The organism is Kitasatospora sp. MAA19, from assembly GCF_029894125.1.
Classification (GTDB): Bacteria; Actinomycetota; Actinomycetes; order Streptomycetales; family Streptomycetaceae; genus Kitasatospora.
This window is the reverse complement of the sequence record NZ_JARXYZ010000005.1, coordinates 118,930-142,792: the sequence shown is the minus strand read 5'-3', so window position 1 is coordinate 142,792 and position 23,863 is coordinate 118,930. Positions and strand designations below refer to the sequence as shown.

Annotated in this window: 21 protein-coding genes, 3 tRNA genes and 1 pseudogene; 15 read left to right on the top strand and 10 right to left on the bottom strand. The window is 73.3% G+C overall.

Annotated elements, in window-relative coordinates; translation table 11 throughout:
- Nucleotides 1-36: 36 nt before the first annotated feature.
- Nucleotides 37-984 carry an ADP-ribosylglycohydrolase family protein gene (locus P3T27_RS10885; RefSeq protein WP_348534081.1) on the top strand — a complete coding sequence of 316 codons (948 nt, stop codon included), beginning with the start codon at nt 37-39 and terminating at the stop codon, nt 982-984.
- Here the strand turns inward: P3T27_RS10885 and P3T27_RS10880 are convergent.
- Entirely contained in the window at nt 974-1,702 is a 729-nt protein-coding gene (locus tag P3T27_RS10880; RefSeq protein ID WP_280676927.1) for a GNAT family protein, read from the bottom strand. The genes P3T27_RS10885 and P3T27_RS10880 overlap by 11 nt on opposite strands.
- Nucleotides 1,703-2,349: 647 nt before the next feature.
- Here P3T27_RS10880 and P3T27_RS10875 point away from each other — a divergent pair.
- From P3T27_RS10875 to P3T27_RS10855, 5 genes are all read left to right on the top strand, one after another.
- Entirely contained in the window at nt 2,350-3,294 is a 945-nt protein-coding gene (locus P3T27_RS10875; RefSeq protein WP_280676924.1) for a PAC2 family protein, read from the top strand.
- Between the two features lie 180 nt (nt 3,295-3,474).
- Nucleotides 3,475-4,470, top strand: a complete 996-nt coding sequence (locus P3T27_RS10870) for an SGNH/GDSL hydrolase family protein (RefSeq protein WP_280676922.1) — start codon at nt 3,475-3,477, stop codon at nt 4,468-4,470.
- A 145-nt stretch (nt 4,471-4,615) separates the two neighbouring features.
- Nucleotides 4,616-5,929 carry a deoxyguanosinetriphosphate triphosphohydrolase gene (locus P3T27_RS10865; protein ID WP_280676920.1) on the top strand — a complete coding sequence of 438 codons (1,314 nt, stop codon included), beginning with the start codon at nt 4,616-4,618 and terminating at the stop codon, nt 5,927-5,929.
- A 59-nt stretch (nt 5,930-5,988) separates the two neighbouring features.
- Nucleotides 5,989-7,893, top strand: a complete 1,905-nt coding sequence (gene dnaG, locus P3T27_RS10860) for a DNA primase (RefSeq protein WP_280676918.1) — start codon at nt 5,989-5,991, stop codon at nt 7,891-7,893.
- 179 nt (nt 7,894-8,072) lie between these two features.
- On the top strand, nt 8,073-9,320 hold the full coding sequence (locus P3T27_RS10855; protein WP_280676916.1) for an RNA polymerase sigma factor: 1,248 nt from the start codon (nt 8,073-8,075) through the stop codon (nt 9,318-9,320).
- Nucleotides 9,321-9,392: 72 nt separating this feature from the next.
- On the opposite strand, the pseudogene P3T27_RS10850 reads toward P3T27_RS10855, so the two are convergent.
- The 5 genes and pseudogenes from P3T27_RS10850 to P3T27_RS10830 form a co-directional block, all read right to left on the bottom strand.
- Nucleotides 9,393-9,671 (bottom strand): annotated as a pseudogene (locus P3T27_RS10850) (transposase); the annotation flags it as partial.
- 22 nt (nt 9,672-9,693) lie between these two features.
- Complete coding sequence (locus tag P3T27_RS10845; RefSeq protein WP_280676914.1) at nt 9,694-10,755, bottom strand: XRE family transcriptional regulator; 1,062 nt, start codon at nt 10,753-10,755, stop codon at nt 9,694-9,696.
- A gap of 399 nt (nt 10,756-11,154) precedes the next feature.
- Nucleotides 11,155-12,558 carry a glutamate decarboxylase gene (locus P3T27_RS10840; RefSeq protein WP_280676912.1) on the bottom strand — a complete coding sequence of 468 codons (1,404 nt, stop codon included), beginning with the start codon at nt 12,556-12,558 and terminating at the stop codon, nt 11,155-11,157.
- A 97-nt stretch (nt 12,559-12,655) separates the two neighbouring features.
- The gene (locus P3T27_RS10835; RefSeq protein ID WP_280676910.1) at nt 12,656-14,089 is read right to left on the bottom strand and encodes an FGGY family carbohydrate kinase; all 1,434 of its coding nucleotides are present in this window, start codon (nt 14,087-14,089) and stop codon (nt 12,656-12,658) included.
- Between the two features lie 107 nt (nt 14,090-14,196).
- Entirely contained in the window at nt 14,197-14,502 is a 306-nt protein-coding gene (locus tag P3T27_RS10830; protein WP_280676908.1) for a hypothetical protein, read from the bottom strand.
- 233 nt (nt 14,503-14,735) lie between these two features.
- Here P3T27_RS10830 and P3T27_RS10825 point away from each other — a divergent pair.
- Both P3T27_RS10825 and P3T27_RS10820 read left to right on the top strand, forming a co-directional pair.
- Nucleotides 14,736-14,808 (top strand) — tRNA-Asn (locus P3T27_RS10825).
- A gap of 61 nt (nt 14,809-14,869) precedes the next feature.
- Nucleotides 14,870-14,942 (top strand) — tRNA-Asn (locus P3T27_RS10820).
- 112 nt (nt 14,943-15,054) lie between these two features.
- Here P3T27_RS10820 and P3T27_RS10815 read toward each other — a convergent pair.
- Together P3T27_RS10815 and P3T27_RS10810 are read right to left on the bottom strand one after the other, a co-directional pair.
- Nucleotides 15,055-15,801 (bottom strand): trypsin-like peptidase domain-containing protein, encoded by a 747-nt coding sequence (locus tag P3T27_RS10815; RefSeq protein ID WP_280676906.1) that lies wholly within the window; start codon nt 15,799-15,801, stop codon nt 15,055-15,057.
- A 118-nt stretch (nt 15,802-15,919) separates the two neighbouring features.
- Nucleotides 15,920-16,774 carry a hypothetical protein gene (locus tag P3T27_RS10810; RefSeq protein ID WP_280676904.1) on the bottom strand — a complete coding sequence of 285 codons (855 nt, stop codon included), beginning with the start codon at nt 16,772-16,774 and terminating at the stop codon, nt 15,920-15,922.
- Between the two features lie 189 nt (nt 16,775-16,963).
- On the opposite strand from P3T27_RS10810, the gene P3T27_RS10805 reads away from it, so the two are divergent.
- Nucleotides 16,964-17,037, top strand: a tRNA-Ile gene (locus P3T27_RS10805).
- A gap of 229 nt (nt 17,038-17,266) precedes the next feature.
- Here the strand turns inward: P3T27_RS10805 and P3T27_RS10800 are convergent.
- Together P3T27_RS10800 and P3T27_RS10795 are read right to left on the bottom strand one after the other, a co-directional pair.
- Entirely contained in the window at nt 17,267-17,803 is a 537-nt protein-coding gene (locus P3T27_RS10800) for an AidA/PixA family protein (RefSeq protein ID WP_280676902.1), read from the bottom strand.
- Between the two features lie 74 nt (nt 17,804-17,877).
- A complete protein-coding gene (locus P3T27_RS10795; protein ID WP_280676901.1) occupies nt 17,878-18,387 on the bottom strand; it encodes an AidA/PixA family protein in 510 nt (169 codons plus the stop codon).
- Nucleotides 18,388-18,747: 360 nt separating this feature from the next.
- Between P3T27_RS10795 and P3T27_RS10790 the strand changes: the two genes are divergently transcribed.
- The 6 genes from P3T27_RS10790 to P3T27_RS10765 all read left to right on the top strand — a co-directional run bounded on the left by P3T27_RS10790 (nt 18,748) and on the right by P3T27_RS10765 (nt 23,859).
- Nucleotides 18,748-19,701: an SPFH domain-containing protein gene (locus P3T27_RS10790; RefSeq protein WP_280676900.1), complete on the top strand. Its 954-nt coding sequence runs from the start codon at nt 18,748-18,750 to the stop codon at nt 19,699-19,701.
- A 10-nt stretch (nt 19,702-19,711) separates the two neighbouring features.
- Complete coding sequence (locus P3T27_RS10785; protein ID WP_280676899.1) at nt 19,712-19,939, top strand: hypothetical protein; 228 nt, start codon at nt 19,712-19,714, stop codon at nt 19,937-19,939.
- 38 nt (nt 19,940-19,977) lie between these two features.
- A complete protein-coding gene (locus P3T27_RS10780) occupies nt 19,978-20,622 on the top strand; it encodes a GPP34 family phosphoprotein (protein WP_280676897.1) in 645 nt (214 codons plus the stop codon).
- 232 nt (nt 20,623-20,854) lie between these two features.
- Nucleotides 20,855-21,757: an ABC transporter ATP-binding protein gene (locus tag P3T27_RS10775; RefSeq protein ID WP_280676895.1), complete on the top strand. Its 903-nt coding sequence runs from the start codon at nt 20,855-20,857 to the stop codon at nt 21,755-21,757.
- 48 nt (nt 21,758-21,805) lie between these two features.
- Nucleotides 21,806-22,579: an ABC transporter permease gene (locus tag P3T27_RS10770; RefSeq protein ID WP_280676893.1), complete on the top strand. Its 774-nt coding sequence runs from the start codon at nt 21,806-21,808 to the stop codon at nt 22,577-22,579.
- Entirely contained in the window at nt 22,576-23,859 is a 1,284-nt protein-coding gene (locus tag P3T27_RS10765; protein ID WP_280677222.1) for a sensor histidine kinase, read from the top strand. The genes P3T27_RS10770 and P3T27_RS10765 overlap by 4 nt, the downstream gene beginning before the upstream one ends.
- Nucleotides 23,860-23,863: the final 4 nt, after the last annotated feature.

Sequence of the window (23,863 nt, the reverse complement as noted above, 5' to 3'; positions counted from 1 at the left end):
TATGCGAAACATCGCCCGTCGGGGGCGCTCGCGGGAATGATGTTGACGGGGTGTCGGTCGAACCGTTCTGCTGGGGGCCATATGACGACTCCACCCACCAGCCCCGCGCTCGACGCGCTCGACGGCCTCTCCGTCGTCGTCCGGCTGGCCGCCGAGACGGCGGCGATCACGCACACCCACCCGCAGGCGGTGGACGGCGCCATCGCGGTCGCGGTGGCCGCCGCGTTCGCGGTGCGGGCGCGGACCGAGGCCATGACGCCGAGCGGCTTCCTGACCAAGGTCCGGCACTACACCCCGAGCGGTGCCGTCCACGACGGTCTGGCCGAGGCGGCCGCCCTGCTCGCCGAGCCGGATCCGGCGGCGGCCGCCCGGGTGCTCGGCAACGGCAGCCGGACGTCCGCCGCCGACACCGTCCCGTACGCCCTGTGGTGCGCCGCCCGCCGGCTGGCCGACTACCCGGCCGCCGTCCGGGAGGCGGTCGCGGCCGGCGGGGACATGGACACCGTCGCGGCGATCACCGGGGGAGTGGTCGCCGCGTACACCGGGACCCAGGGCATCCCGGCGGCCTGGCTGGCGGCCCGCGAGCCGCTGCCGGCCTGGGCGTTCCCGGAGCCCGGGTCGGTCACCGGCGGCCGGGGCCGCGCCGACATGCTGGTCCCGCGCCCGCACCCGGTTCCGGACGTGGTGTGGACGGAGGAGCAGTGGCAGCGGATCCGGACCGGCTCGGATCCGGCGGCGCTGGACCACCGGTGGTCCGTCCACACCCGGGAGGGCACCGTCCGGATCTGCCACTCCCGCAGCGGCCACGCCGTCTGGGAGGTGGCTGTCACCTCGGCGCGCGGCGGCCGGCGCCCGGTCTCGGCGATCGTCGAGGCGAGCCGCAACCGCTGGATGGCCCTGCCGGGCGAGCAGCACGGCACGGCGCTGCTCGCCTGGATCCTGGCGACCGCCGCCACCGGCGAACGGGTGCCGTTCAGGCCGTGATCAGGTGCCCGGGACCGCCGCCGTGTCTAAGGCACTCCTGGTTGATCGCCGGATCCGGGGCGCTGGGCGAGGTGGCGGCGGCGATCCGCAGCTCGATGATGTCGCGCACCGCGGGCCACTCGGAGTCGAGGATCGAGTAGAACGCGGTGGAGCGCACCACGCCGTCGAGCCCGCGCGAGTGGGCCCGGCGGACGCCCTCGGAGGTGGCGCCGAGCCGCTCGATGGCGGTGCACGAGCGCTGGTTGCGGGCGTCGGCGCGCAGCGAGATCCGCTGCACCCCCCACTCCTCGAAGGCGTGGCGCAGCATCAGCAGCTTGGCCTCGGTGTTGATGCCGGTGCCCTGGGCGCGCGGCGAGAGCCAGCTGTTGCCGATCTCGGCGGCGTCCGGGACGGCCGTGGCCGGGTCGCCGACCGGCACCCCGGGCACCGGCGGCCAGACCACCGGGCCCTGCCAGTAGTCGAGTTCCAGGAACCGGGTGGAGCCGACCACCCGGCCGTCGGCGAGGTTCACCGTCGCGAACGGCAGCGACCGTCCCGCGGCCTGGTCGGAGAGGGCCCGCGCGATGTAGTCGCGGGCCGCCTCCAGGCCGTGCGGGACGGGCGTGAAGGCGTAGGTCGTACGGTCCTCGGCGCCGGCCTTGGCGATGGCCTCGGCATGGTGCGCGGCGAGGGGCTCCAGCCGCACGGTGCGGCCGGTGAGGATGACAGGTACGGGCACGGAACCTTCGGTCCTTCATCGGTCGGAGGGTGCCTCCCGTGCCGGGGTGCGGCTCGGGCTGCGCTTGACTGTTCGCCCCGATCCGGAGTCCGCCCGCCGGGTACCCGTGCACGCCGGAGGACCGGTCGGGCGGGGCGGGGGCGGCGGCCCGGAGCGGGCGGCGCGGTGCCGGAACGGACACGGATCCTCGGACCGGTCCGGCGGGATGAGCGAGGGGACAGTGTGCGTCCGCGAAATGGCCGAGGAGGAAACGAGAGCGCGAAGGGAAGCAGGCGGCCAGGTGAAGGCAAGATGCGTCGTGGGTGGCTGGCCGAACACCGGTCCGGGACGTGGTCGACGGCGTTACGGACGACGTGACGACGACGCGACGATGCGAGGCAGCGAGAGGACGATACCCGCCAGAAGGCGGTGCGTCACTTCGCGGCACGCGAATGGCGGTGCGGGCCTCCACCGCACCTCCCCGGCCGGGCCGTTGAACACCCGTGACCAGGGGCTTTCCCCCCGGGTGCGATCATGATCCGGAGCGGTCGGCGGAGGCCGCCGGGCGCGCCTTCCGGGGCGGTCGGGAATTCCGGCGGTGCCCGGCACGCTGGAGAGGACGAGAAGCCGGTACGTCGTGACGAGTAGAGAACGGGGTTGGGTGCGCGGTGCGTGACTTCCAGGCGCTGTACGAGCTGGATCAGCAGGGCGTGGCCGCGGTGGCGGCGGCCAACGTGGAGCTGCGCGACACCGGTGCGGGCCTCGTGCTGCTCCAGCACTTCGAGGGCTTCATGGACGCCGGCGAGGCCGGCGGCCAGGTGGTGGCCCACCTCCTGGAGACGGGCTCGCCGCAGGTGGTGGCCCGCTTCGACCACGACCGCCTGGTCGACTACCGGGCGCGCCGCCCCGCGATGGTCTTCGACCGCGACCAGTGGACGTCCTACGAGCCGCCGGAGATCCTGCTCCAGCTCGTCCGCGACTCCGCGGGCGCGCCGTTCCTGCTGCTCACCGGCCCCGAGCCGGACGTCGAGTGGGAGCGCTTCGCCGGCGCCGTCCGCGAGCTGGTGGAGCGCTTCGAGGTCCGGCTGTCGGTGGACTTCCACGGCATCCCGATGGGCGTGCCGCACACCCGCCCGGTCGGTCTGACCCCGCACGGCAACCGGCTGGACCTGGCGGCCGGCTACCCGCAGTGGTTCGAGCAGGCGCAGGTCCCGGGCAGTGCCCAGGCGCTGCTGGAGTACCGCCTGGCCGAGGCCGGGCACGACGTGCTGGGCTTCGCCGTGCACGTCCCGCACTACGTGGCGCGCTCGGCCTACCCGGCCGCCGCCGTGCTGATCCTGGAGGCGGTGCAGTCCGCCACCGGCCTGGTGCTGCCCGGCAACCGGCTGCGCGAGCGGGTCGGCGAGGTGTACGCCGACATCGAGGAGCAGCTGGCGCACGGGGACGGCGAGTTGCGCTCGGCCATCCGCGGCATGGAGGGCCAGTACGACGCGGTGGCGGGCGCGGAGGGCCGGGAGAGCCTGCTGGCCGAGCCGGTGGACCTGCCGTCGGCGGACGAGCTGGGGCGGCGCTTCGAGCAGTTCCTGGCCGAGCACGAGCGCGGCGCGGAGTAGGCCCGGAGCAGGCCCGGAGCAGGCCCGGAGCAGGCCCGGCGGGGCCGGGTCCGCCCGGTCCGTCGTCAGCGGTCGGGAGTCGCGGGAGTCATTCGGTGGCGCCGTTCGTTGGTTCTTGCGGCGTCGGGGGACGCGCCGCCGTACGGAGCTGTCCGCGACGCCTATCCCCGGGGGGATGCCATGCGCACGACCACGCGCGCGACCATGTCCAGGACCATGCGCCCGACCGCCGCCCTGACGGCCGGGCTGGCCGCACTGCTGCTCGCCGGGTGCACCGGCGCGGGAGGGGCGGACGGCGGTTCGGGCTTCGCGGGCGCGCTGCCCGCCAAGAGCCCGAAGCCCACCCCGCCGCCCACCGGCCCGTACGTGGCCCTCGGCGACTCGTACACCGCCGGCTTGAAGATCGCCCCGCAGGTGGGCGAGCCGACGGGCTGCGCCCGCTCGGGGGTCAACTACCCGTCCCTGGTGGCGAAGGGGCTCGGACTGGCGGCCGACAAGTTCCAGGACGTCAGCTGCAGCGGCGCCCGCACCGGGGACCTCACCGGCGCCCAGGAGACCGACCACGGCACCAACCCGCCCCAGCTGGACGCGCTGACCCCGGCCACCCGGCTGGTGACGGTCGGCATCGGCGGCAACGACGCGGGCTTCATGGAGGTCGTCAAGGAGTGCGCCAAGGAGAACCTGGTGGACGCGGTGAAGGGCATGGTCGGCGCCTCGCGCGCGGCCTCGCCCTGCCGCGAGCACTACGCCTCCGGCGGCACCGACCAGGTGCAGCGCAAGGTCGACGCGGCCGGTGAGCAGCTCGGCCGGATCCTGCAGGACATCAAGCACCGCTCCCCGCAGGCCCGGGTGTACGTGATCGGGTACCCGACGCTGCTGCCGTCCGACCCGGAGGCCTGCCGGCCGGTGCTGGGCAAGACGGTCGCCGGGGGAGACCTGGGCTTCCTCTCGGAGAAGGAGCAGCAGCTCAACGGCATGCTGAAGAAGCGCGCGGAGGGAGCCGGCGCGGTGTTCGTGGACGCGGCCTCCCCCTCGGCCGGGCACGACATGTGCGCGGGCGAGGCCACCCGCTGGGTCGAGCCGCCGTTCCCGGCCCCGGGCCTGGCGGCGATCCACCCCAACGCCAAGGGGCAGGAGGCGGTGGCCGCCGCCGTCCTGAAGGCCGTCCGCGGCTGAGGCTGAGGCTGAGGGCGAGGCTGAGGGCGAAGACGGCAGGCCGGGGCGGGCACCAGCGCGTACCGCAGGATTCACGCCCCGGCCCGCGCCCCTTCGCGCGCGGCTCACCCCGGGTGTCGGGGGCGCGGCGTACGGTGAGGAGCATATGGATGACACCGCGAACCGCCTCGCCGCCGCCCCGTTCCCGTACGACCGCACCGCCGAGGCCCGCTGGGTCCCCGAACCGGACAAGCGCCCGGGCCGTACGGCCTTCCAGCGCGACCGCGCCCGGGTGCTGCACTCGGCGGCGCTGCGGCGGCTGGCCGGCATCACCCAGGTGGTCGCCCCGATGCGCACCGACTTCCCCCGCACCCGGCTCACCCACTCCCTCGAATGCGCTCAGGTCGGGCGGGAGTTGGGAGCGGCCCTGGGCTGCGACCCGGACCTCGTGGAGGCCGGCTGTCTGGCCCACGACATCGGCCACCCGCCGTTCGGCCACACCGGCGAGGAGGCGCTCGACCAGGCCGCCGAGGCCTGCGGCGGCTTCGAGGGCAACGCGCAGTCGCTGCGCATCCTCACCCGGCTCGAACCCAAGCGCTTCGCCCCGCCGGGCGAGCAGCCCGCCGCCCGGATGGCGCCCTGGCCCGGCCGCAGCGTCGGCCTCAACCTGACCCGTGCCGCCCTCGACGCCGCCACCAAGTACCCGTGGACCCGCGGCGCGCACCCGGTCGACCCGGCCTCGTCCAAGTACGGCGTCTACGCCGACGACCTGCCGGTGTTCCGCTGGCTGCGGGCCGGCTCCCCGGCCGGGCGCAAGTGCTTCGAGGCCACCGTCATGGACTGGTCCGACGACGTCGCCTACTCCACCCACGACGTCGAGGACGGCCTCCAGGCCGGCCACATCGACCCGGCCGCGCTGCGCGCGCCGAGCGAACGGGCCGAGCTCTTCAAGGTCGCCGAGCGCTACGCCCCGGACGCCGGGCCGGAGGAGCTGGCCGCCGCCCTCGACCGGCTGCTCGGCCAGGACTGGTGGCCCCGCGCGTACGACGGCACGGCCCGCGCCCGGGCCGGGCTGAAGGACCTCACCAGCCAGCTGATCGGCCGCTTCTGCCTGGCCGCCGAGCAGGCCACCCGGGCCCGCTACGGCCCCGGCCGACTCACCCGGTACACGGCCGAGCTGGTGGTGCCGCGCGGTGTCCGGCTGGAGTGCGCGGTGCTCAAGGCGGTCGCCGTCCGCTTCGTGATGCAGCGCGACGAGCAGGCCCAGCTGCGGGCCCGCCAGCGGATCGTGATCGCCGAGCTGGCGTACGTGCTCGCCCAGCGCGCCCCCGAGGGCCTGGACCCGGTGTTCGCCGCGCTCTACCGTGAGGCCGAGGACGACCGCGCCGCCCTGCGGGCGGTCATCGACCAGATCGCCACCCTCACCGACGCCTCCGCACTCGCCCTGCACGCCCGGCTCGTCGGCGCCGCCTGGTCCTGACCCGGCCGGTCCGCTACGCGGCCGGCCGGAAACCCCGGCCACCCCAGTAGACTTCCGGGGTGGCCGGGCGGATCAGGGACGAAGACGTACAGGCGGTGCGCAGCGCACTGCCGATCGACGCGGTGGTCGGCGACTACGTTCAGCTGACCAACGGTGGCGGCGGCGAGTACAAGGGCGTCTGCCCCTTCCACGACGAGAAGTCCGCCTCCTTCTACGTGAACCCCGCCAAGGGCGTCTTCCACTGCTTCGGCTGCCAGGAGAACGGCGACACCATCGCCTTCCTGATGAAGATCGAGCACTTCACCTTCGCCGAGGCCGTCGAGCGGATGGCCGCCCAGGCCGGCATCACCCTGCGCTACGAGGAGGGCGGCTACAACCCCCGCCACCAGCAGGGCGAGCGGACCCGCCTGGTCGAGGCGCACAAGGTCGCCGCCGCCTACTACCAGGAGCAGCTGGCCGGGCCGGAGGCCGAGATCGGCCGCCGCTTCCTGGCCGAGCGCGGCTTCGACGAGGAGGCCGCCCGGACCTTCGGCGTCGGCTACGCGCCGGTCGGCTGGGAGCACCTGGTCCGCTACCTGCGCGGCAAGGGCTTCTCCGACAAGGAGATCCTGCTCGGCGGCCTGGCCTCGCAGGGCCAGCGCGGCGGTCTGATCGACCGCTTCCGGGGCCGGCTGGTCTGGCCGATCCGGGACATCGCGGGCGAGGTGGTCGGCTTCGGGGCCCGCCGCCTGCGCGAGGACGACAACGGCCCGAAGTACCTGAACACGCCCGAGACGCCGATCTACAAGAAGTCGCACGTGCTGTACGGCATCGACCTGGCGAAGAAGGAGATCGCCAAGTCGGGCCGCGCGGTGGTGGTCGAGGGCTACACCGATGTGATGGCCTGCCACCTGGCCGGGGTCACCTCGGCGGTGGCCACCTGCGGCACGGCCTTCGCCGAGGACCACATCAAGATCATCCGCAGGCTGCTGATGGACACCTCGCAGTACCGCGGCGAGACGGTCTTCACCTTCGACGGCGACGCGGCCGGCCAGAAGGCCGCCCTGCGGGCCTTCGAGGACGACCAGAAGTTCGCCGCCAAGACCTCCATCGCGGTCAGCCCGGGCGGCATGGACCCGTGCGAGCTGCGCCTGGCCCAGGGCGACGAGGCGGTCAAGCAGCTGATCGACAACCCCGTCCCGCTGTTCGAGTTCGCGCTGACCTCGGCGGTGGCCCGGCACCGGGTGGACACCCCGGAGGGGCGGTCGGCGGCGCTGGAGGAGGCGGCCCCGATCGTCGCCAAGATCAAGGACCGCTCGATCCAGCACGAGTACGCCGTCCGCCTGGCCGGCATGCTCGGCATCCTGGACGAGCCCTTCGTCGTCCGCCGGGTCTCCCAGCTGGCCCGCTGGGACCGCGAGCGCCAGCAGAACCCCAGGGGTGCCGACCGCGGCCGCCGCCCCGAGCCCGCGCCGGCCCGACCGGCCCAGCCCGCCTTCCGGCTCAACCCGCGCGACCCGGCCCAGTTCGTCGAGCGGGAGTTGCTCAAACTGGCGCTCCAGCACCCGGACCTGGTCAGCCCGGCCTTCGACCACTACGGCGACGACGAGTTCCCCACCCTGCCCTACACCGCCGTCCGGCAGGCCATCGCCAAGGCCGGCGGCGCCGCGTACGGGGCGACGCTGCCGGACTTCACCAACGCGGTGCGCGAGGCGGCCCCGGACGACCAGGTGCGTTCGCTGGTGACCGAGCTGACCGTCGAGCCGGTGCGCTCGCGCCGGAAGGTGGACGCGATCTACGCGGGGGAGTTCCTGGTCAAGCTGCGCCTGCTGGCGGTGGACCGGCGGATCGCCGAGGTGCGCGGCTACCTGCAGCGGCTCGGCCACCGGGCCGACGCCGAGCAGTTGCACGCGGTGCAGACCGAGCTGTGGCAGCTCCAGCAGTACGGCCAGCAGCTCCGCAGCCGGGGCGCCGCGGCGCTGTAGGTGCGGGCGGGCCGGCGGGAACGGGCGGGGCCTGGTAGACCCGGGCGGCCCGGCAGGAACAGCGGAGAAAGTCCGCGCACGAGTCTCGGCCACGGAGCGTGGCGTACCGCACACTGGAGGGTGTCCCACCTCCGTCCAGCGCGGGTCCGCCAGAGTCGCGCCCGCCCCGAGGGATGCCCGTGGACCAAGGCCTTGCCGCGACGTCCGGTGCGACCGCCGCACCGACCACCACCAGTACCCGACCGAACCCCGGCGGCCCGACCGGGGAGCAGGAGACCGACCACGGCCGGGCCGGGGCCGCACCCCCGGACGGCGCCCGGGTCCCCGCCCAGGGCCTGCCGGAGGGGCACCCCGAGAGCCCGGAGCCGGACCTCGACGCCGAGGCGCCCGGGCTCGACGGCGAGGCCCCGGAGTCCGACGGTGAGTCTCCCGGTGGCGAGTCCTCCGACGGCGAGTCCTCCGACGGTGGGGACGGGGAGGAGTCCCGCCCGCAGGCCGAGGGCGTCGCCGGACCGGCGGCGGACCTGCTCCGCCAGTACCTGCGCGAGATCGGCCGGGTCCGGCTGCTCACCGCCGTCGAGGAGGTGGAGCTGGCCCGCCGGGTCGAGGCCGGCCTGTTCGCCGAGGACCGGCTGAACGGCGACCCGCCGCCGCCCGACCACCTGGCCCGCGAACTGGACACCCTGGTGGTGCTGGGCCGGATCGCCAAGCGCCGGCTGATCGAGGCGAACCTGCGCCTGGTGGTGTCCGTCGCCAAGCGCTACGTGGGCCGTGGGCTGACCCTGCTGGACCTGATCCAGGAGGGCAACCTGGGCCTGATCCGGGCGGTGGAGAAGTTCGACTACGCCCGCGGCTACAAGTTCTCCACGTACGCCACCTGGTGGATCCGGCAGGCGATGAGCCGGGCGCTGGCCGACCAGGCCCGAACGATCCGGGTGCCGGTGCACGTGGTCGAGCTGATCAACCGGGTGGTCCGGGTGCAGCGCGTCCTGCTGCAGCAACGCGGCCTGGAACCGACCTCAGCCGAGATCGCCGCCGCCCTGGAACTGACCGAGGAGCGGGTGCGCGAACTGCTCCGGCTGGCCCAGGAGCCGATCTCGCTGCACACCCCGGTCGGCGAGGAGGACGACGTCGCGCTCGGCGACCTGATCGAGGACGCCGACGCCGCCTCACCCGCGGAGTCCGCCACCTTCCTGCTGCTGCGCCAGCACCTGGACGCGGTCCTGGCCACCCTGGGCGAGCGGGAGCGCCAGGTCGTCCAGCTCCGCTACGGGCTGGACGACGGCCGCCCGCGCACGCTGGAGGAGATCGGCACGGTGTTCGGCGTGACCCGGGAGCGGATCCGCCAGATCGAGTCGAAGACGCTGATCAAGCTCCGCGACCACGCCTTCGCGGCGCAGCTGCGCGGGTACCTCGAGTCAACTTGACCCGGCCGTGAACGACCGGGTTTGTGGGTAGGGCGCGGCTGGCTGTCGTGTGGCCTCCCACGTCTGAGCCACCTAGGTTGTGGTGGCCGGGACGCGTGACTCACGCCCCGCGGTCCACACGGTCTCGCCCTTGCGGGCGATGTTGTGGGACGCGTTGTCGTCCGCGTGTAGGACGGTCCCGCAGGACCGGCATGCGAACGTTGCCTGGTCGACCCGGTTCTTCCGGTCGATGTGGCGGCACTGGGAGCATTCCTGGCTGGTGTACGCCGGGTCGACGTACACCAGCGGCACCCCGGCCCGCTTCGCTTTGTAGGCGATGAACCGGCCGAGCTGGTGAAAGCTCCACGAGTGCAGTTGTGTCCGCTGGTCCTTGCTAGGACCGGCTCGGCGACGGTTGTGCGCTGGACGGCTGCGCGCTGGCCGCCGAGCCCGTGCCGGTGCCCGGGGGCGGTGAGGCGGGGCCGATCGGGATCGGGGTGGAGGCCACCACGGTGGCCAGGTCGGAGACGGTCGGGGTGCAGACGTGCCCGGCCGGCTGGTACCCGCAGACCTGGAAGGTGGTGGCGGGGTCCGCCGCGTCCAGCATCGACGAGTAGTTGTCGTAGCCCCAGTGGATGAGCGCCATCTCGCTCTCGCCGGAGCCGTCGGTGATGGTCGCGTAGTCCTTCGGCTGGCCCTCGGTGATCGCCGCCCAGGCCGCCTGGCAGGTCTGGCTGTACCGGAGGTAGACGACCACCTTGCCGATGACGTCGGTCTGCAGGGTCCGGGCGTCCTTGCCGCAGCCGGTGGCCTTGGGGTCCTTGTGCGCGCAGCCGACGGCCTGGCAGGTGGGGGTGGCCGGGACGGGCTTGGCCTCGGTGGCGGTCGGCGAGGCGGTCGGGACGGGCTCGGCGACGGCCTCCGGCTGCTCCTGGTGCCGGGTGATCCGCAGGCCGACGAGCACCAGCAGGGTCACCAGCACGGCGGCGCCGACCGGCAGCGTCGCCGGGTGCCGCCACCACGCCACCGGCGGCCTCCCGGCGTCGCCGGGCCGGTCGGTCCCGTCCAACAGGTCCGGCTGGTCCGGTTGGCCGGCCGCGGGCGCCTGTGCGGAGGGCCCTTCCGCCGGGGGCTCCTCGACCGCCGCGTCCTCCTCGGGAGCCTCCTCCGGGACGGGCTCGCCGTCCTCCCCGGGCGTCGCCACGGCCTGCTCCCACAGCGCCCGCAGGGCGGCCCGGTCGCAGTCCACCGCCCCCGTCAGCGCCTCCAGCGCCTGCTCGGTGATGACCCGCTTGCCGTTGAGCCAGCGCTCCCAGGAGGCCCGGCTGTAGTGCGTCCGGGTGGCCAGCTCGGACAGCGAGAGCCCGGCGGCGTCCTTGATGGTCCGGAGTTCCTCGGCCAGGCGTCTGGCGGGTTCGGACAGCTCTTCGGGCAGGTTCTTCCAGGCGGAACCCATGGGGCCTTCCAACGATGCGAGACGGACACGGGGAACGGGGAAAGCGGAACGGGCTCCGGCCTGGGCCGTTCGGGTGTCTCCGCTTCTCCAAACTCATCGGCCTGGCGTCCCAAACCCCAGGTCATGGCGCTGAGACGGACGGAAGTGTCTCACAACCCCCGGGAACGCTTTAACCCGCACGCGTTCGTCGTGCACAGTTCTCTGGTCGGTGTGGTTCGCCACCCGGCGGCGTCGTTCGGACCCGGACCGGTCACCGGCCCGAAGTCCGGCATCCACGTCCCGATTCCCCCACCGGCCGGGGCAGCCTCGCGGGGGGAGGCTGCCCCGGTTCGTCCGGGACGCACGGTGGGGAGGGCGCTTCGCCGCGCTCTCCCCACCGTGATCACGTCCCGGTGGCCGTCAGTGGTGAAAGCCCGACCGGGCCGGAATCCCGAGCTCCTTGAGCGGGCCGGGCTGACGCCGCAGCTCCGGCATGATCCGGGTGAGGTCGGTCAGCAGCAGGTCGGCGAGGTCCTGGGAGAAGCCGTTGCGGCAGACCACCCGGAGCACCGACAGGTCCGTCCGGTTCGGGGGGAAGGTGTAGGCGGGCACCTGCCAGCCGCGCTCGCGCAGCCGCCGCGAGACGTCGAACACGTCGAACGGCACGTCGTCGGTGGTGGTGAAGGCGAAGACCGGCAGCTGGTCGCCGCGGGTCAGCAGCCGGAAGCCGCCCAACCGCCCGATCGCCCCGGACAGGTAGGTGGCGACCTCGCGGCAGGCGCCCTGGACGGCCCGGAAGCCGTCCCGGCCGAGCCGCAGGAAGACGTAGTACTGCGCCACCACCTCGGCTCCGGGGCGGGAGAAGTTGAGCGCGAAGGTCGGCATCTCGCCGCCGAGGTAGTTGACCCGGAAGACCAGTTCCTCCGGCAGCGCCTCCTGGTCGCGCCACAGGGCCCAGCCGACGCCGGGGTAGACCAGGCCGTACTTGTGCCCGGAGCTGTTGATCGAGGCCACCCGGGGGAGACGGAAGTCCCAGACCAGCTCGGGGTCGAGGAAGGGGGCCACCATGCCGCCGGAGGCGCCGTCCACGTGCACCGGGATATCGAGGCCGGTGCGCTGCTGGAACCCGTCCAGGGCCGCGCAGATCTCCGCGATCGGCTCGTAGGAGCCGTCGAAGGTGGAGCCGAGCACGCCGACCACGCCGATGGTGTTCTCGTCGCACAGCGCGACCGCCTGCTCGGCGTCGAGGTGGAAGCGCTCGCCCTCCATCGGCGCGGTGCGGGCCTCGACCTCCCAGAAGTTGCAGAACTTCTCCCAGCACACCTGCACGTTGCCGCCCATCACCAGGTTGGGCCGGGCCCCGGCTGAGTAGCGGTCGGCGTTGCGGCGCATCCAGCGGCGCTTGAGCGCCAGGCCGGCCAGCATGCAGGCCTCGCTGGAGCCGGTGGTGGAGCAGCCGACCGCGCTGTCCGGGTCGGGTGCGTGCCAGAGGTCGGCGAGGATCGCCACGCAGCGCCGTTCCAGCTCGGCGGTCTGCGGGTACTCGTCCTTGTCGATCATGTTCTTGTCCAGGCACTCGGTCATCAGCCGGGTGGCCTGCGCCTCCATCGAGGTGGTGACGAAGGTCGCCAGGTTGAGCCTGGCGTTGCCGTCGAGCATCAGCTCGTCGTGGATCAGCTGGTACGCGGTGTCGGCCGCGACGGGCCCCGCGCCGAGCCGGTGCAGCGGCGGCGCCAGCTTCATCGTGCCCAGCGGGTCGGCGGCGCCCATGAACGGACTGATGCTCAGCCGGCGGTCGTCGCCGGCCCCCTTGTGCAGCGCCATGGGATCCTGCCGCCCTTCACTCCGGTGGCCGTGTCCCGTCCAACGCTGCCATCGGCCGCCGGGTGACGCATCTGCACCGGGCGGTTCGGGCCGTGCGTCAGGCCGCCGTCTCCGGGTGGATCTGCTCGCGGGCGGCGCGGTACTGCCGGCGCACCGCCGAACCGATCGCCAGGTCCTGTTCCCCCTCGGGCTCGACGGTCTCGGCGTCCGGCAGCTCCCACTCCGGCGGTTCCGGGGTGCCGGCCAGCGCCCAGGCGGCCTGCCGGGCGGCCCCGCGGGCGGCGTGGGCGCCCGGCGGCGGCACCACGACCGGGACGCCGAACAGCGGCGGGGCGATGTGCCGGACGGCGGGCAGCCGCCCGGCCGCGCCGAGCAGGAACACCCGCCGCACCGCGACGCCCTGGACGCGCAGCACGTCGAGGGCGTCCGCGATGTTGCACAGCATGCCCTCGACGGCGGCCCGGGCCAGGTGCTGCGGAGTCATCGACTCGGCCCGCAGACCGGTCAGGGTGCCGGCCGCGTGCGGCAGGGCCGGCGTCCGCTCGCCGTCGAGGTAGGGGAGGAGCACCAGCCCGTACGCGCCGGGGGAGGAGTGCAGGGCGAGGTCGCTCAGGCCGTCCAGGTCCTGGCCGAGCATCGCCGCGGTGGAGCGGAGCACCTGGGCGGCGTTGAGGGTGGCGACCATCGGCAGGTGGCGGCCGCCGGCGTCGGCGAAGGAGGAGACCAGCCCGGTGGCGTCCACCACGGCCCGCTCGTGCACCGCGAAGATCGTTCCGGCGCTGCCGAGCGAGACCACCGCGTCGCCGGGGCGCAGTCCGAGGCCGAGCGCGGCGGCCATGTTGTCGCCGGTGCCGGCCGAGATCAGCAGGCCCTCGGGGGTGTGCCCGGCGGGTTCGGCGGGGCCGAGCACCTCGGGCAGCCTCAGGTGGTGGCCGAGTGCCAGCTCGACCAGGTCCTGCCGGTACTCGCCGGTGATCGGGGACCAGTAGCCGGTGCCGGAGGCGTCGCCCCGGTCGGTGGTGCGGCGCTTGGGGTGGCCGAGTAGCTGCCAGATCAGCCAGTCGTGCGGCAGCAGCACCTCGGCCACCCGGCGGGCGTTGGCCGGTTCGAACTCGGCCAGCCAGCGCAGCTTGGCGATGGTGTAGGTCGGGGCGGGGACGGCGCCGATCGCGGCGGTCCAGGCGGCCGGGCCGCCGAGCTCGTCCAGCAGTTTGGCGGCGGCGCCGCCGGAGCGCGGGTCGTTCCAGAGGATCGCCGGCCGGACCAGCACCCCGCCCGCGTCCAGGCCGATCATGCCGTGCTGCTGCGCGCTGACGCCGATGGCGCGGACGCCCTCCAGCAGGCCGCCGGCCGCGGCGTCGCCGAGCGAGTGCAGCCAGATCTGCGGGTCGGCCTCACCGGGGCGGGTGTCCGGGTCCTCGGGGACGGGGTGCGGCGCCTTTCCGGAGCGCAGGACGGCGCCGGTGTCGGTGTCGCACGCGACGATCCGGGTGCGGTTGGTCGAGCTGTCTATCCCCGCGACGATGGCCATGTCGAGATCATGCCTCAGCCCGGCCCGGGACGCGTCCGGGCCGGGTGAGGTGTTGCCTGTTCGGAACGCTGCCCAGGGCCCCGGTACACCCTGGCGTCACCGCTCCGTCACGGACGGAAGGTACCCCAGCCGTCGTCCTCGGCGCGGGAGCGGTTGAAGTACGGCACCCGCTCGGTGACGGCGTTCGGCAACCGGCCCCCGACCTTGTCCGCGACGGCGTCGGCGGCCTTCCCGGCGACCGCGCCGGCCTGGTGCCTGGCCCGGTCCGCCGCACCCTGCACCGTGGGGTTCTGGGCGATCTGCCGGGTGACCTTCGCGATCTGGTCGTAGCGCCGGCGCCCGGCCCGGGAGCCCAGGACGTACCCGGCCGCGAACCCCGCGGCCATCGACAGCTTCCACATGATCGGATCCACCCTCTCCTGGCGGCCTTCTGCCGCAATGCCCTACCCGTCCGTCGGGTCGGCGAACCGTCCGTGCCCCCAGCATCCCCGGGCGCCGTGCCGGGCGCTCGCCGGGCACGCCGGGCGGGCGCCCCGGCGGCGGCCCGGCGAAAGCGATTGGCGGACCACCCCCCCGAGTGCGCTAATGTATGTCCCGCAGCGAGCGCCGAGGAGCCCGGGAGACCGGGGGCCGAAGCGGAAGCCGATCCCCCATAGCTCAATTGGCAGAGCAGCCGACTGTTAATCGGCAGGTTATTGGTTCGAGTCCAATTGGGGGAGCTCGGGAGAGGACTTGCAAGAGTCCTCCTCCCTTCCGTGGTACGGAAGTTGGGTACCGCGATCCCGCATAGCTCAATTGGCAGAGCAGCCGGCTGTTAACCGGCAGGTTTTTGGTTCGAGTCCAAATGCGGGAGCTGCATCGGGTCCGCCCGGTGACTGCTCAGAGCGAAGGCCCCTCGGATGACCGGGGGGCCTTCGTGTTGCCGTGCCCGCTGTCGCGTCCGTCACGTCTCCCGGACGGGCGGCTCAGGTGGTCGCCTGCTGGTAGAGCGTGGCGACCCGCTGGTCGAAGGTGACGCTGTAGGACGTGCCGGGGGTCTCCCCGCCCTCCTGGTAGCCGCCGATCACGCCGACGACCGCGCCGTTGTCGGTCACCCACGGGCTGCCGCTGGTGCCGTCGGTGTAGCCGCCGCAGTCGAAGCGCTCCTGGGTCGGGCTCTGCGAGCGGGTCCTGGCCGCGCAGGTGATCGGCTCGTCGCGCTCGTTCGGGTAGCCGGTCACCGAGACGGCCAGCCCGAAGCCCTGGCCGGTGGCGACCGGGTTGCCGCCGACGCTGTCCTCGACCTGCTTGCCGTCGACCGGGCCGACGGTGACGAAGGCCACGTCGTACTCGGGGTCGTCGTCGGACGCCCAGCGCGGGTCGACGGTGATCTGCCGCACCGGCCAACTGCCGTACGGGGAGAAGCCGTTGCGGTAGCCGGGGGTGAACACCAGGCCGTCCAGCAGGCCGATCCGGCTGCTCTGTACGCAGTGCGCGGCGGTGACCAGCAGGTTGCGCCCGGGGCTGTGGACGACGCTCGCGGTGCAGGCCCGGGGGCCCTGGGCCGTTCGGACCGAGAGGGTGCCGATCCGGTCGCGGGCGGCGCTCTGCTGTGCGACCTCGGCGGTGGGCGCCTGGTCCTGGCCGCCGCACGCGGTGCCGGCGGTGAGCAGCAGGGCCGTCAGCGCGACCGTCCGTGCCGCGCGCGCGGGCCGTACCGGGCGGGGGGCCATCGTGGCTCCGTCTCGTTCCTCGGGGCGGGCACCGGGCTCGTGCGTTCCGCCGTTCGTGAGGAAGATCTACCAGGCCGCGCCCGGCGGCGCCACTGTCGTCAGGACTCGCCTGTCCCCGTCACCCGGTGGCCCGGTCGTAGAGCGCCTGCACGCGGTCGCCGAAGTAGCTGCTGTACGAGGTGTCCGGGCTGTTGCCGCCCTCCTGGTAGCCACCGATCACGCCGACCACGGTGCCGGTGCGGGTGCTCGGGTCGAAGTCGGTCACCCACGGGCTGCCGCTGGTGCCGCCGGTGTAGTCGGGGCAGTCGATCCGCAGCTGGGTGGAGCTCTGCTCGGTGGTGGTGTTGGAGCAGGTGATCGGGACGTCGCTGCTGCCGGGGTAGCCGGTGACCCGCACGGGCACCTGGTAGCCCCGGCCGACGCCCAGCTTGTTGGCGCCGAGCACCTGTTGCACCTGCTGTCCGTTCTGGGCCTGGACGATCGCGAAGGCGACGTCCACGTCCGGGTCGGCGTGGTCCTTCCAGCCGTCGTCGACGGTGACGGCCAGCAGCGGCCAGACGCCGCTGGGGGTGTCGCCGTTGCGGTAGCCGGGGATGAAGACGAGGTCGCTGCGCTGGCCGAGTCGGGGGTCCCAGACGCAGTGCGCGGCGGTGACGATCAGGTTGAGCCCGGCGCTGTCGACGACGCTGGCGGTGCAGAAGTGGTCGCCGTCCGCGTTGCGGGTGAAGACGGCGCCGACCAGACCGTTGAGCACGGTGGGTCGGGCGGTGCGGGTGATCCCGGTGTGCTTGGCGACGGCCCCCTTCAGCCGCTGCCGGTTCCAGCCGTGGCTGTTGCCGGGCCCCGAGGGCGTGGCCGGAGCCGAGGTGACCGTCGGTGCGCCCCCGCCGGGCCGGGCCGAGGTGGTGCAGCCCGCCACGGCCAGCAGTACCGCGAGGGCCCCGGCCACCGCTCCCGTCCCACGCATCGTCATCCGTCCAGGCTGCCCGCCCGGGTGCTCGGGCGCCACCCGGACTGCGTAAAGCGGAGAGGCGCACACCTGTGCGCACCCGTGCGCGCCCCCGGCGCGCATCACGGGTGATCGACCGGCTATGCTGCCCGGGACGGCCTTTCGGGGCCGTCTGCTGCTGCCGTGGCCGACGACCGGCGCGCGCGGCGAACCGGGGCGGTAGCTCAGCCGGTTAGAGCAGGGGACTCATAATCCCTTGGTCGTGGGTTCGAGTCCCACCCGCCCCACTCCCGGTCACCACCGTGCAGGCTGCTGGCCTGCGGAGATGTGCGGGGCGCCTGCGAGAACTGTATGCGGGCGACAGCCCCTCGGCGGCGATTACACGCCGAGGTTCACCCGCATGGGGAACGCCGCGGCAACGTCACGCTGACGTTCGGTCGGATCGAGCGGTGTGGCTGGGCCCGGCTCAGCGGACCAGGGGCGGTCACTGGTCCGTGTGCCGAGAGGGCTGGGGCATCAAGCCCGTGCGGAGCCGATCGGAATGACGAGCCCCAGGTTCCAGCGGAAGTAGCCGATCACATCGTCGCCCTTGACGATTTCGAAGGAGAGCCGGACGAAGGGGTTGCCGGTCTTCGCGAGCCGCATGGCCGAGACCTGGTCCTTCACGATTTCCGTGTCGAATTCCGCTTCCTGGTGCGAGCCGTCCTTCAGACGGGGCAGGAGTGCGAGGCCGAGGAGGCGGTCGAATTCTGATGTCGCCCCGGATTCGTCGACGCAGCGGTAGATCAGAACGCTGTAATCTTCGTCGAATGGCAGTGCGGTTGCGCGCCACCGCACGAAGTCGCCCGGTGCGGCGTCCAGGGAGAGTTCACCGAACTCGCTGAAGGCGTCCCCGCTGAGGTTGACCGGGTGGACGTGGTCCGAATCGACCTCGGTCGGGTCGTCTCTGTCATGGGATGGATTCGGATACTTCTCGACAATGGCAGCGACATCGAACGCGGCGAGGACGTCGATGATTTTCGGCCGGGTGGAGGCTTCGCTCGTGGTCGACACCTTGTGCTCCAGACTGGTCGGGTTCGTGCTGCTGCCTGGCCGACGGGCGCCGGCCAGGCAGCAGGGGTGGACCGCTACTTGATGGTGAGCGCCGGATCCCAGGAGTAGTAGCCCAGGGCCCGGCCCTCCCGGTTGATGATCTCGAACGAGAAGTGGTAGTTCTCGCGGCCCTTCTTGAGGACGTCGGCGGTCCAGTAGTGGCCTGTCACCGTCTGGGACTTGAAGGCCGGATCGCCCGCCTGGCCCGTCAGGTACGGCAGGTTGGAGTCGGGCGTCAGGTGGTGGGGAGGGCTGATCAGGTTGTCGTCGGTGCCCACGTACTTGTAGAGCAGGACGCTGTAGTTGGCGTCGAACGAGAAACTCGTCTCACGCCAGCGAATCACGTCACCGACCTCGGCCTGGAGGTTCAGATTGGCTCCGGAGCTGCCGATGATGTTGGCCTGCTTGACCATCATGTAGATGTACTTGTCGTCGGCCGAGACCGTCTTCGGGTTTTCCGGCGTGGTGCCCTGCGGCGGGTAATCCGTGAGGATGTCATCCGCGTTGAACGCGATGAGGGCGTTGATGATTTCCGGGCCTGACATCTGCACCATTCCTGGTTGTGAGTGTACGTAGTAGGCTGTTGTCGGCCTGCTGACGGATCGTTGTTCGAGCCGTCGAAAATTGACGCTACCGACCGGGCTCGTGGGGTCGTGGTGTCGACCTTGTTTCTTATGGTGGCCGCGTTGTCTGGGTGCGATGTGATGAGTCTTGTCGTGCGCCTTGTCCCCGACGTGCTGTGGGAGGCGTTCGGGAGGGTTGTGCAGACGGTCGAGGTGGTCAGGCCGCAGGGTGGCGGCCGCCGCAGGGCGGGCTCCTTGTGTGCGACCCCTGGCGGGCCGGGCGAAAAAAGTGATATCACTTTGACAGCTAGAGCGGACACACTCGCTGGAGGAGCTGGTCTCATGGCCACACCGCGTTCTGCCGTCGACGTCGAAGACGGACCCGTCCTCGACCTTCCGGTCCCCAAGATCACCGAGCGGGCCATCGCCGGTGCCGCGGGGCTGCCGGTGCTCGGAGGGGCGCTGCTGGGCCTGCTCGCGGGGATCGCGGCGAACATCGTCGGCGGCCTCCAACTGGCCGGTGGGTCCCAAGGGTTGGGGATCTCCCTGCTGGTCGCCGGGCCCGTGCTCGTGCTGGGCTCGCTGCTGTTGATGTGCGGGCTGACCGTGGTCTCGCCCGGCGAGGCCCGGGTGGTCCAGTTGCTCGGCCGCTACCGCGGCACCATCCGCGCCGAGGGCCTGGCCTGGCTGAACCCGTTCACCAGCCGCCGCCGGATCTCCACCCGGATCCGCAACCACGAGACCGAGACCAACAAGGTCAACGACGCGGACGGCAACCCGATCGAGATGGCCGCCGTGGTGGTCTGGCAGGTCGAGGACACCGCCAAGGCCGTGTTCGAGGTGGACGACTACACCGACTTCGTCGCCATCCAGACCGAGACCGCCGTCCGGCACATCGCCAGCAGCTACCCGTACGACGCCCACCGCGAGGGCCAGTTGTCGCTGCGCGACGGTGCGGAGGAGATCAGCCGGATGCTCTCCGCCGAGATCTCCGCCCGGGTCGTCTCGGCCGGCGTGCGGGTCGTCGAGTCCAGGATCACCAGGCTCGCCTACGCGCCCGAGGTCGCCCAGGTGATGCTCCAGCGCCAGCAGGCCGGCGCGGTGGTCGCGGCTCGCCGACTGATCGTCGAGGGCGCCGTCGGTATGGTCGAGGAGGCGCTGGACCGGCTCGCCGAGCGCGACGTCGTCGAACTGGACGAGGAGCGCAAGGCGGCCATGGTGAGCAACCTCCTGGTGGTGCTCTGCGGCGACCGCGGCACCCAGCCCGTCGTGAACACGGGCTCCCTCTACCAGTAAGGCGCGGGCGTTGGCGACGGAGCGGAAGAAGATCCTGCTGCGGCTGGACCCGGCGGTCCACGACGCGCTGGCCCGGTGGGCCGCGGACGAACTGCGCAGCGCCAACGCGCAGATCGAGTTCCTGCTCCGCCGCGCCCTCAGCGACGAGGGCCGGATGCCCGGCGGCGCGGCCCGGCTTCCCCGGCGCGGCCGACCGCCCAAGGAGAGCCCGGAGACCGGCGATTCAGACGCCGGATGACCGGGCCCACCCCACCGTCCATCTGCTTGGAGTCCACCATGGACCTGCCCACCGCCCTGCCGGAGAAGCTGTACCTGCTCGCCTACAACCCCGAGCGCGAGCGGCTCACCGCCACCGACAGGCTCGACCTGGTGCTGCGGGCCGCCGCGCTCGCCGAACTCCTGCGGCGCGGGCTGATCCGCGACGACGGCCGACACCCGGTCGCCGTCGACGGCGCGCAGGCCGACGGCCTCGACCCGCTCTCCACCGCGATGCTGGAGCTGATCCGGCAGGGGCGGCGGCGCAGCTGGCAGAGCTGGGTCGGCCGCCGCCAGGGCCCGGTGTCCCGTGCCTCCCGGGTGGTCCGGGACGGGCTGGCCGCGGCCGGCCGGATCCGGATCGAGCAGCGCCGCGTACTCGGGCTGTTCCCCTGCGCCCGGGTCATCCTGCGGGAGCCCCGGCTGCGCAAGTCGCTGGCAGCGTCGGTCGGTTCGGCGCTGAAGTCGCCGCTCAGCCGGGTCGACCCGGCGGACGCCGCACTGGTCGCGCTGGTCGACGCCGCCCGGCTGGGATCCGCTCTGACCTGGCGCCAGAGCCGCGAGTTCCGCGCCCGGATCGACAAGTTGGCGCCCGCCGCCGGCCCCGTCCCGCGCGCCCTGCGCCGGGCCATCAACACCAGCCGCGCCGACGGCACGGCCGCCTGACCCACCCGCACCCCGAGCCCGTACCCGAGCCCGGTCGCCGACACGGCGGCCGGGCTTTCCACGTGCCAGGCCGCCGCCCCCATCCACCGATCGGTTGATCCCCCCTCCACCGCGTCCACCAGCGGCTCTGACCGTCCGGTCGATCCGCGGCGGTGGCCCCGCGCGGGAAGCTCGTTGCAGGCCGGGAAACGCGGCCGGGAACCAGCGGGGACGAACGGGAGGGAGCGGCGCGATGGCCGTGATCGAGGTGGCGGGGCTGAGCAAGGCCTACGGGCGGCGCCAGGTGCTGGAGGGCGTCTCCTTCGGCGTGGAGCGCGGCGAGGTGTTCGGCCTGCTGGGGCCGAACGGTGCGGGCAAGACCACCGCCGTGGAGTGCTGCGAGGGCCTGCGCCGGGCCGACACGGGGACCGTCCGCGTCCTCGGCCTGGACCCGGTGAAGGACGCCCACCGGCTGCGGCCCCGGATCGGCATCCAGCTCCAGCAGGCCCAGCTGCAGGGCGCGCTGCGGGTCGGCGAGGCGCTGGAGCTGTACGCCGCGCTCTACCCGAACCCCCGGGACTGGCGGGAGCTGCTGGACGAGTGGGGGCTCGCCGACCAGCGCCGGACGCCCTTCGACAAGCTCTCCGGCGGCCAGCGCCAGCGGCTGTTCATCGCCCTCGCCCTGATCGGCAACCCCGAGGTGGCCTTCCTGGACGAGCTGACCACCGCGCTCGACCCGCAGGGCCGCCGCGACACCTGGGAGCTGATCCGGCGGATCCGCGACGACGGCGTGACGGTGGTGCTGGTCTCGCACTTCATGGACGAGGTCGAGGCGCTCTGCGACCGGGCCGCCGTGCTCGACGGCGGCCGGATCGTCGCCACCGGTACCCCCGCGGAGCTGATCGCCCGCTCCGGCACCGGCGGCACACTCGGCTTCCGCCCCACCGCGCCGCTGGACACCGCCCGGCTGGCGGCCCTGCCGGGGGTCACCGGGGTGGAGGAGCGGGACGGCCGGGTCGAGGTCTCCGGGGTCGGGGACTTCGCCGACGAGGTCACCGGCCTGCTCGCCCGCGAGGGGATCGTCGTCACCGGGCTGCGGATCCGCGAGCACAGCCTGGACGACGCCTACCTCGCCCTGACCCGCCACGACTCCTGACCCGCCGTCACCACGCCCGCCGTCACCACGCCCGAGGGGACCACCACCGTGAACCACACCGCCCAGCACGCGGCCCACCACACCGCCCACGCCGTCCGCCGCCTGGCCGTCGCCGAGGCCCGCCTGTTCCTCCGCGAGCCGCTGACCGCCTTCTTCGGCCTCGCCTTCCCCGTCGTGCTGTTCCTCGTCCTCGGCTCCGTCCCGGCCCTGCGCAAGACCTCGCCCGGTATGCACGGCATGAGCACCATCCAGCTGTACGCGCCGATCCTGGCCGTCTTCACCCTGCTGCTGCTCGGCCTCAACGGCCTGCCCTCGCTGCTCGCCGCCTACCGCGAACGCGGCGTGCTGCGCCGGATGTCCGCCAGCCCGGTCCGCCCGGCGCTGCTGTTCGGCGCGCTGCTCCCGCTGTACCTGGCCGTCGCCGTCGTCTCGGTGCTGCTGGTGGTGGTGGCCGGGCCGCTGCTCGGGGTGGCGCTGCCGCGCCAGCCGCTGGGGTTCCTGCTGGCCTTCCTGCTGGCCGCCGCCGCGCTGCTGTCGATCGGCCTGCTGCTCGCCGCGGTCGTCCCGTCCGCCAAGGCCGGCAACGCGGTCGGCGCGCTGGCCTTCTTTCCGATGATGTTCTTCTCCGGGATCTGGCTGCCGCGCGAGTTCATGCCGGCCCTGCTCAACCGGATCGGCGACTTCACTCCCAGCGGGGCCGCCGTGCAGACCCTGCAGGACGCCTGGGCCGGGCACTTCCCGCACGCCGTGGGCCTGCTCACACTCGCGGCGTACGCGGTGCTCGCGGGGGCCGCGGCTGCCAGGCTGTTCCGGTGGGAATGATCAAGCGGCCACCGGCCGACGAGGACGCGCTCGGCGACTGGCTGGACCGGCTGGACCAGCTGATCGGGCCGCTCTGCTACGTCGCCCTGCTGATCGCCACCGCCCTGGCCCTGCTGGTCCCCGTCCCGACCGCGCACTCCGCGGCCGCCACCCTCCCGGTGGCGGCCGCCACGCTGCTGTGGCTGCTCCTGCGCTCGGTCCTGGACCGCAGGCCGGGCCCGGACGGCCGCGCCCGGTACCCCGGCGCCCACTTCGCCGTCCTGCTGGCGCTGACCACCGTGCTGGTGCTGGACAATCCGCTCTTCGGCTTCTTCGCCTTCGCCGGCTACCTGCACGCCGCCCAGTACCTGCGGGGCCGGGGCCGGATGGCGGGCGCGGCCGCGGCCACCGTCCCCACCTCGCTCTCCCAGGTCGGTGGGGTCCTGCCCGACAGCCTGGCGAAGTTGGGCGGACTGCTGACCGTCGTCGCCTTCAACCTGATGGTGGTCGGGTTGATGTTCGCGCTCCGCGAGGTCGCCGACCGGCTGAGCGCCCGCCGCAAGGCCGCCAACGCCGAACTCGCCGAGGCCAACCGGCTGCTCACCGAGATGCTCGCCGAGAACGCCGGCCTGCATGCCCAACTCCTCGTCCAGGCCCGGGAGGCCGGGGCCGCGGACGAGCGCCGCCGGCTCGCCCGGGAGATCCACGACACCGTCGCCCAGGGCCTGGCCGGGATCGTCACCCAGCTCCAGGCCGCCGAGCAGAGCCGCGCCCAGGACGCCGCGGCCGCCGACCGCCACCAGACGAACGCGGCGGCCCTCGCCCGGGAGAGCCTGACCCAGGCCCGCCGGGCCGTCCACGCGCTGCGCCCGATCGAGCTGGAGCGGGCCGCCCTGCCGGAGGCGCTGGCGGAGCTGGTCGAGCAGTGGCGCGAGCGCAACGGCGCCGCCGCCGGGCTGACCGTCACCGGCGAGGCCCGCCCGCTGCACCCCGAGGTCGAGGTGACCCTGCTGCGGATCGCCCAGGAGTCGCTGGCCAACGCCGCCAAGTACGCCCAGGCCTCCCGGGTCGGCGTCACCCTCTCGTACATGGCGGGCCTGGTCACCCTGGACGTCCGGGACGACGGCGTCGGCTTCGACCCGGCCGCCGAGCCCGCCTCCCGGGCCACCGGTGGCGGCTACGGTCTGGACGTGATGCGCCGCCGGGTACAGCGCCTGGCCGGGCGGCTCGACCTGGAGACCGAACCGGGCGCCGGCACGACGGTGTCCGCGACCCTGCCGGCGATCAGCGTGGAGGAGTAGAGCC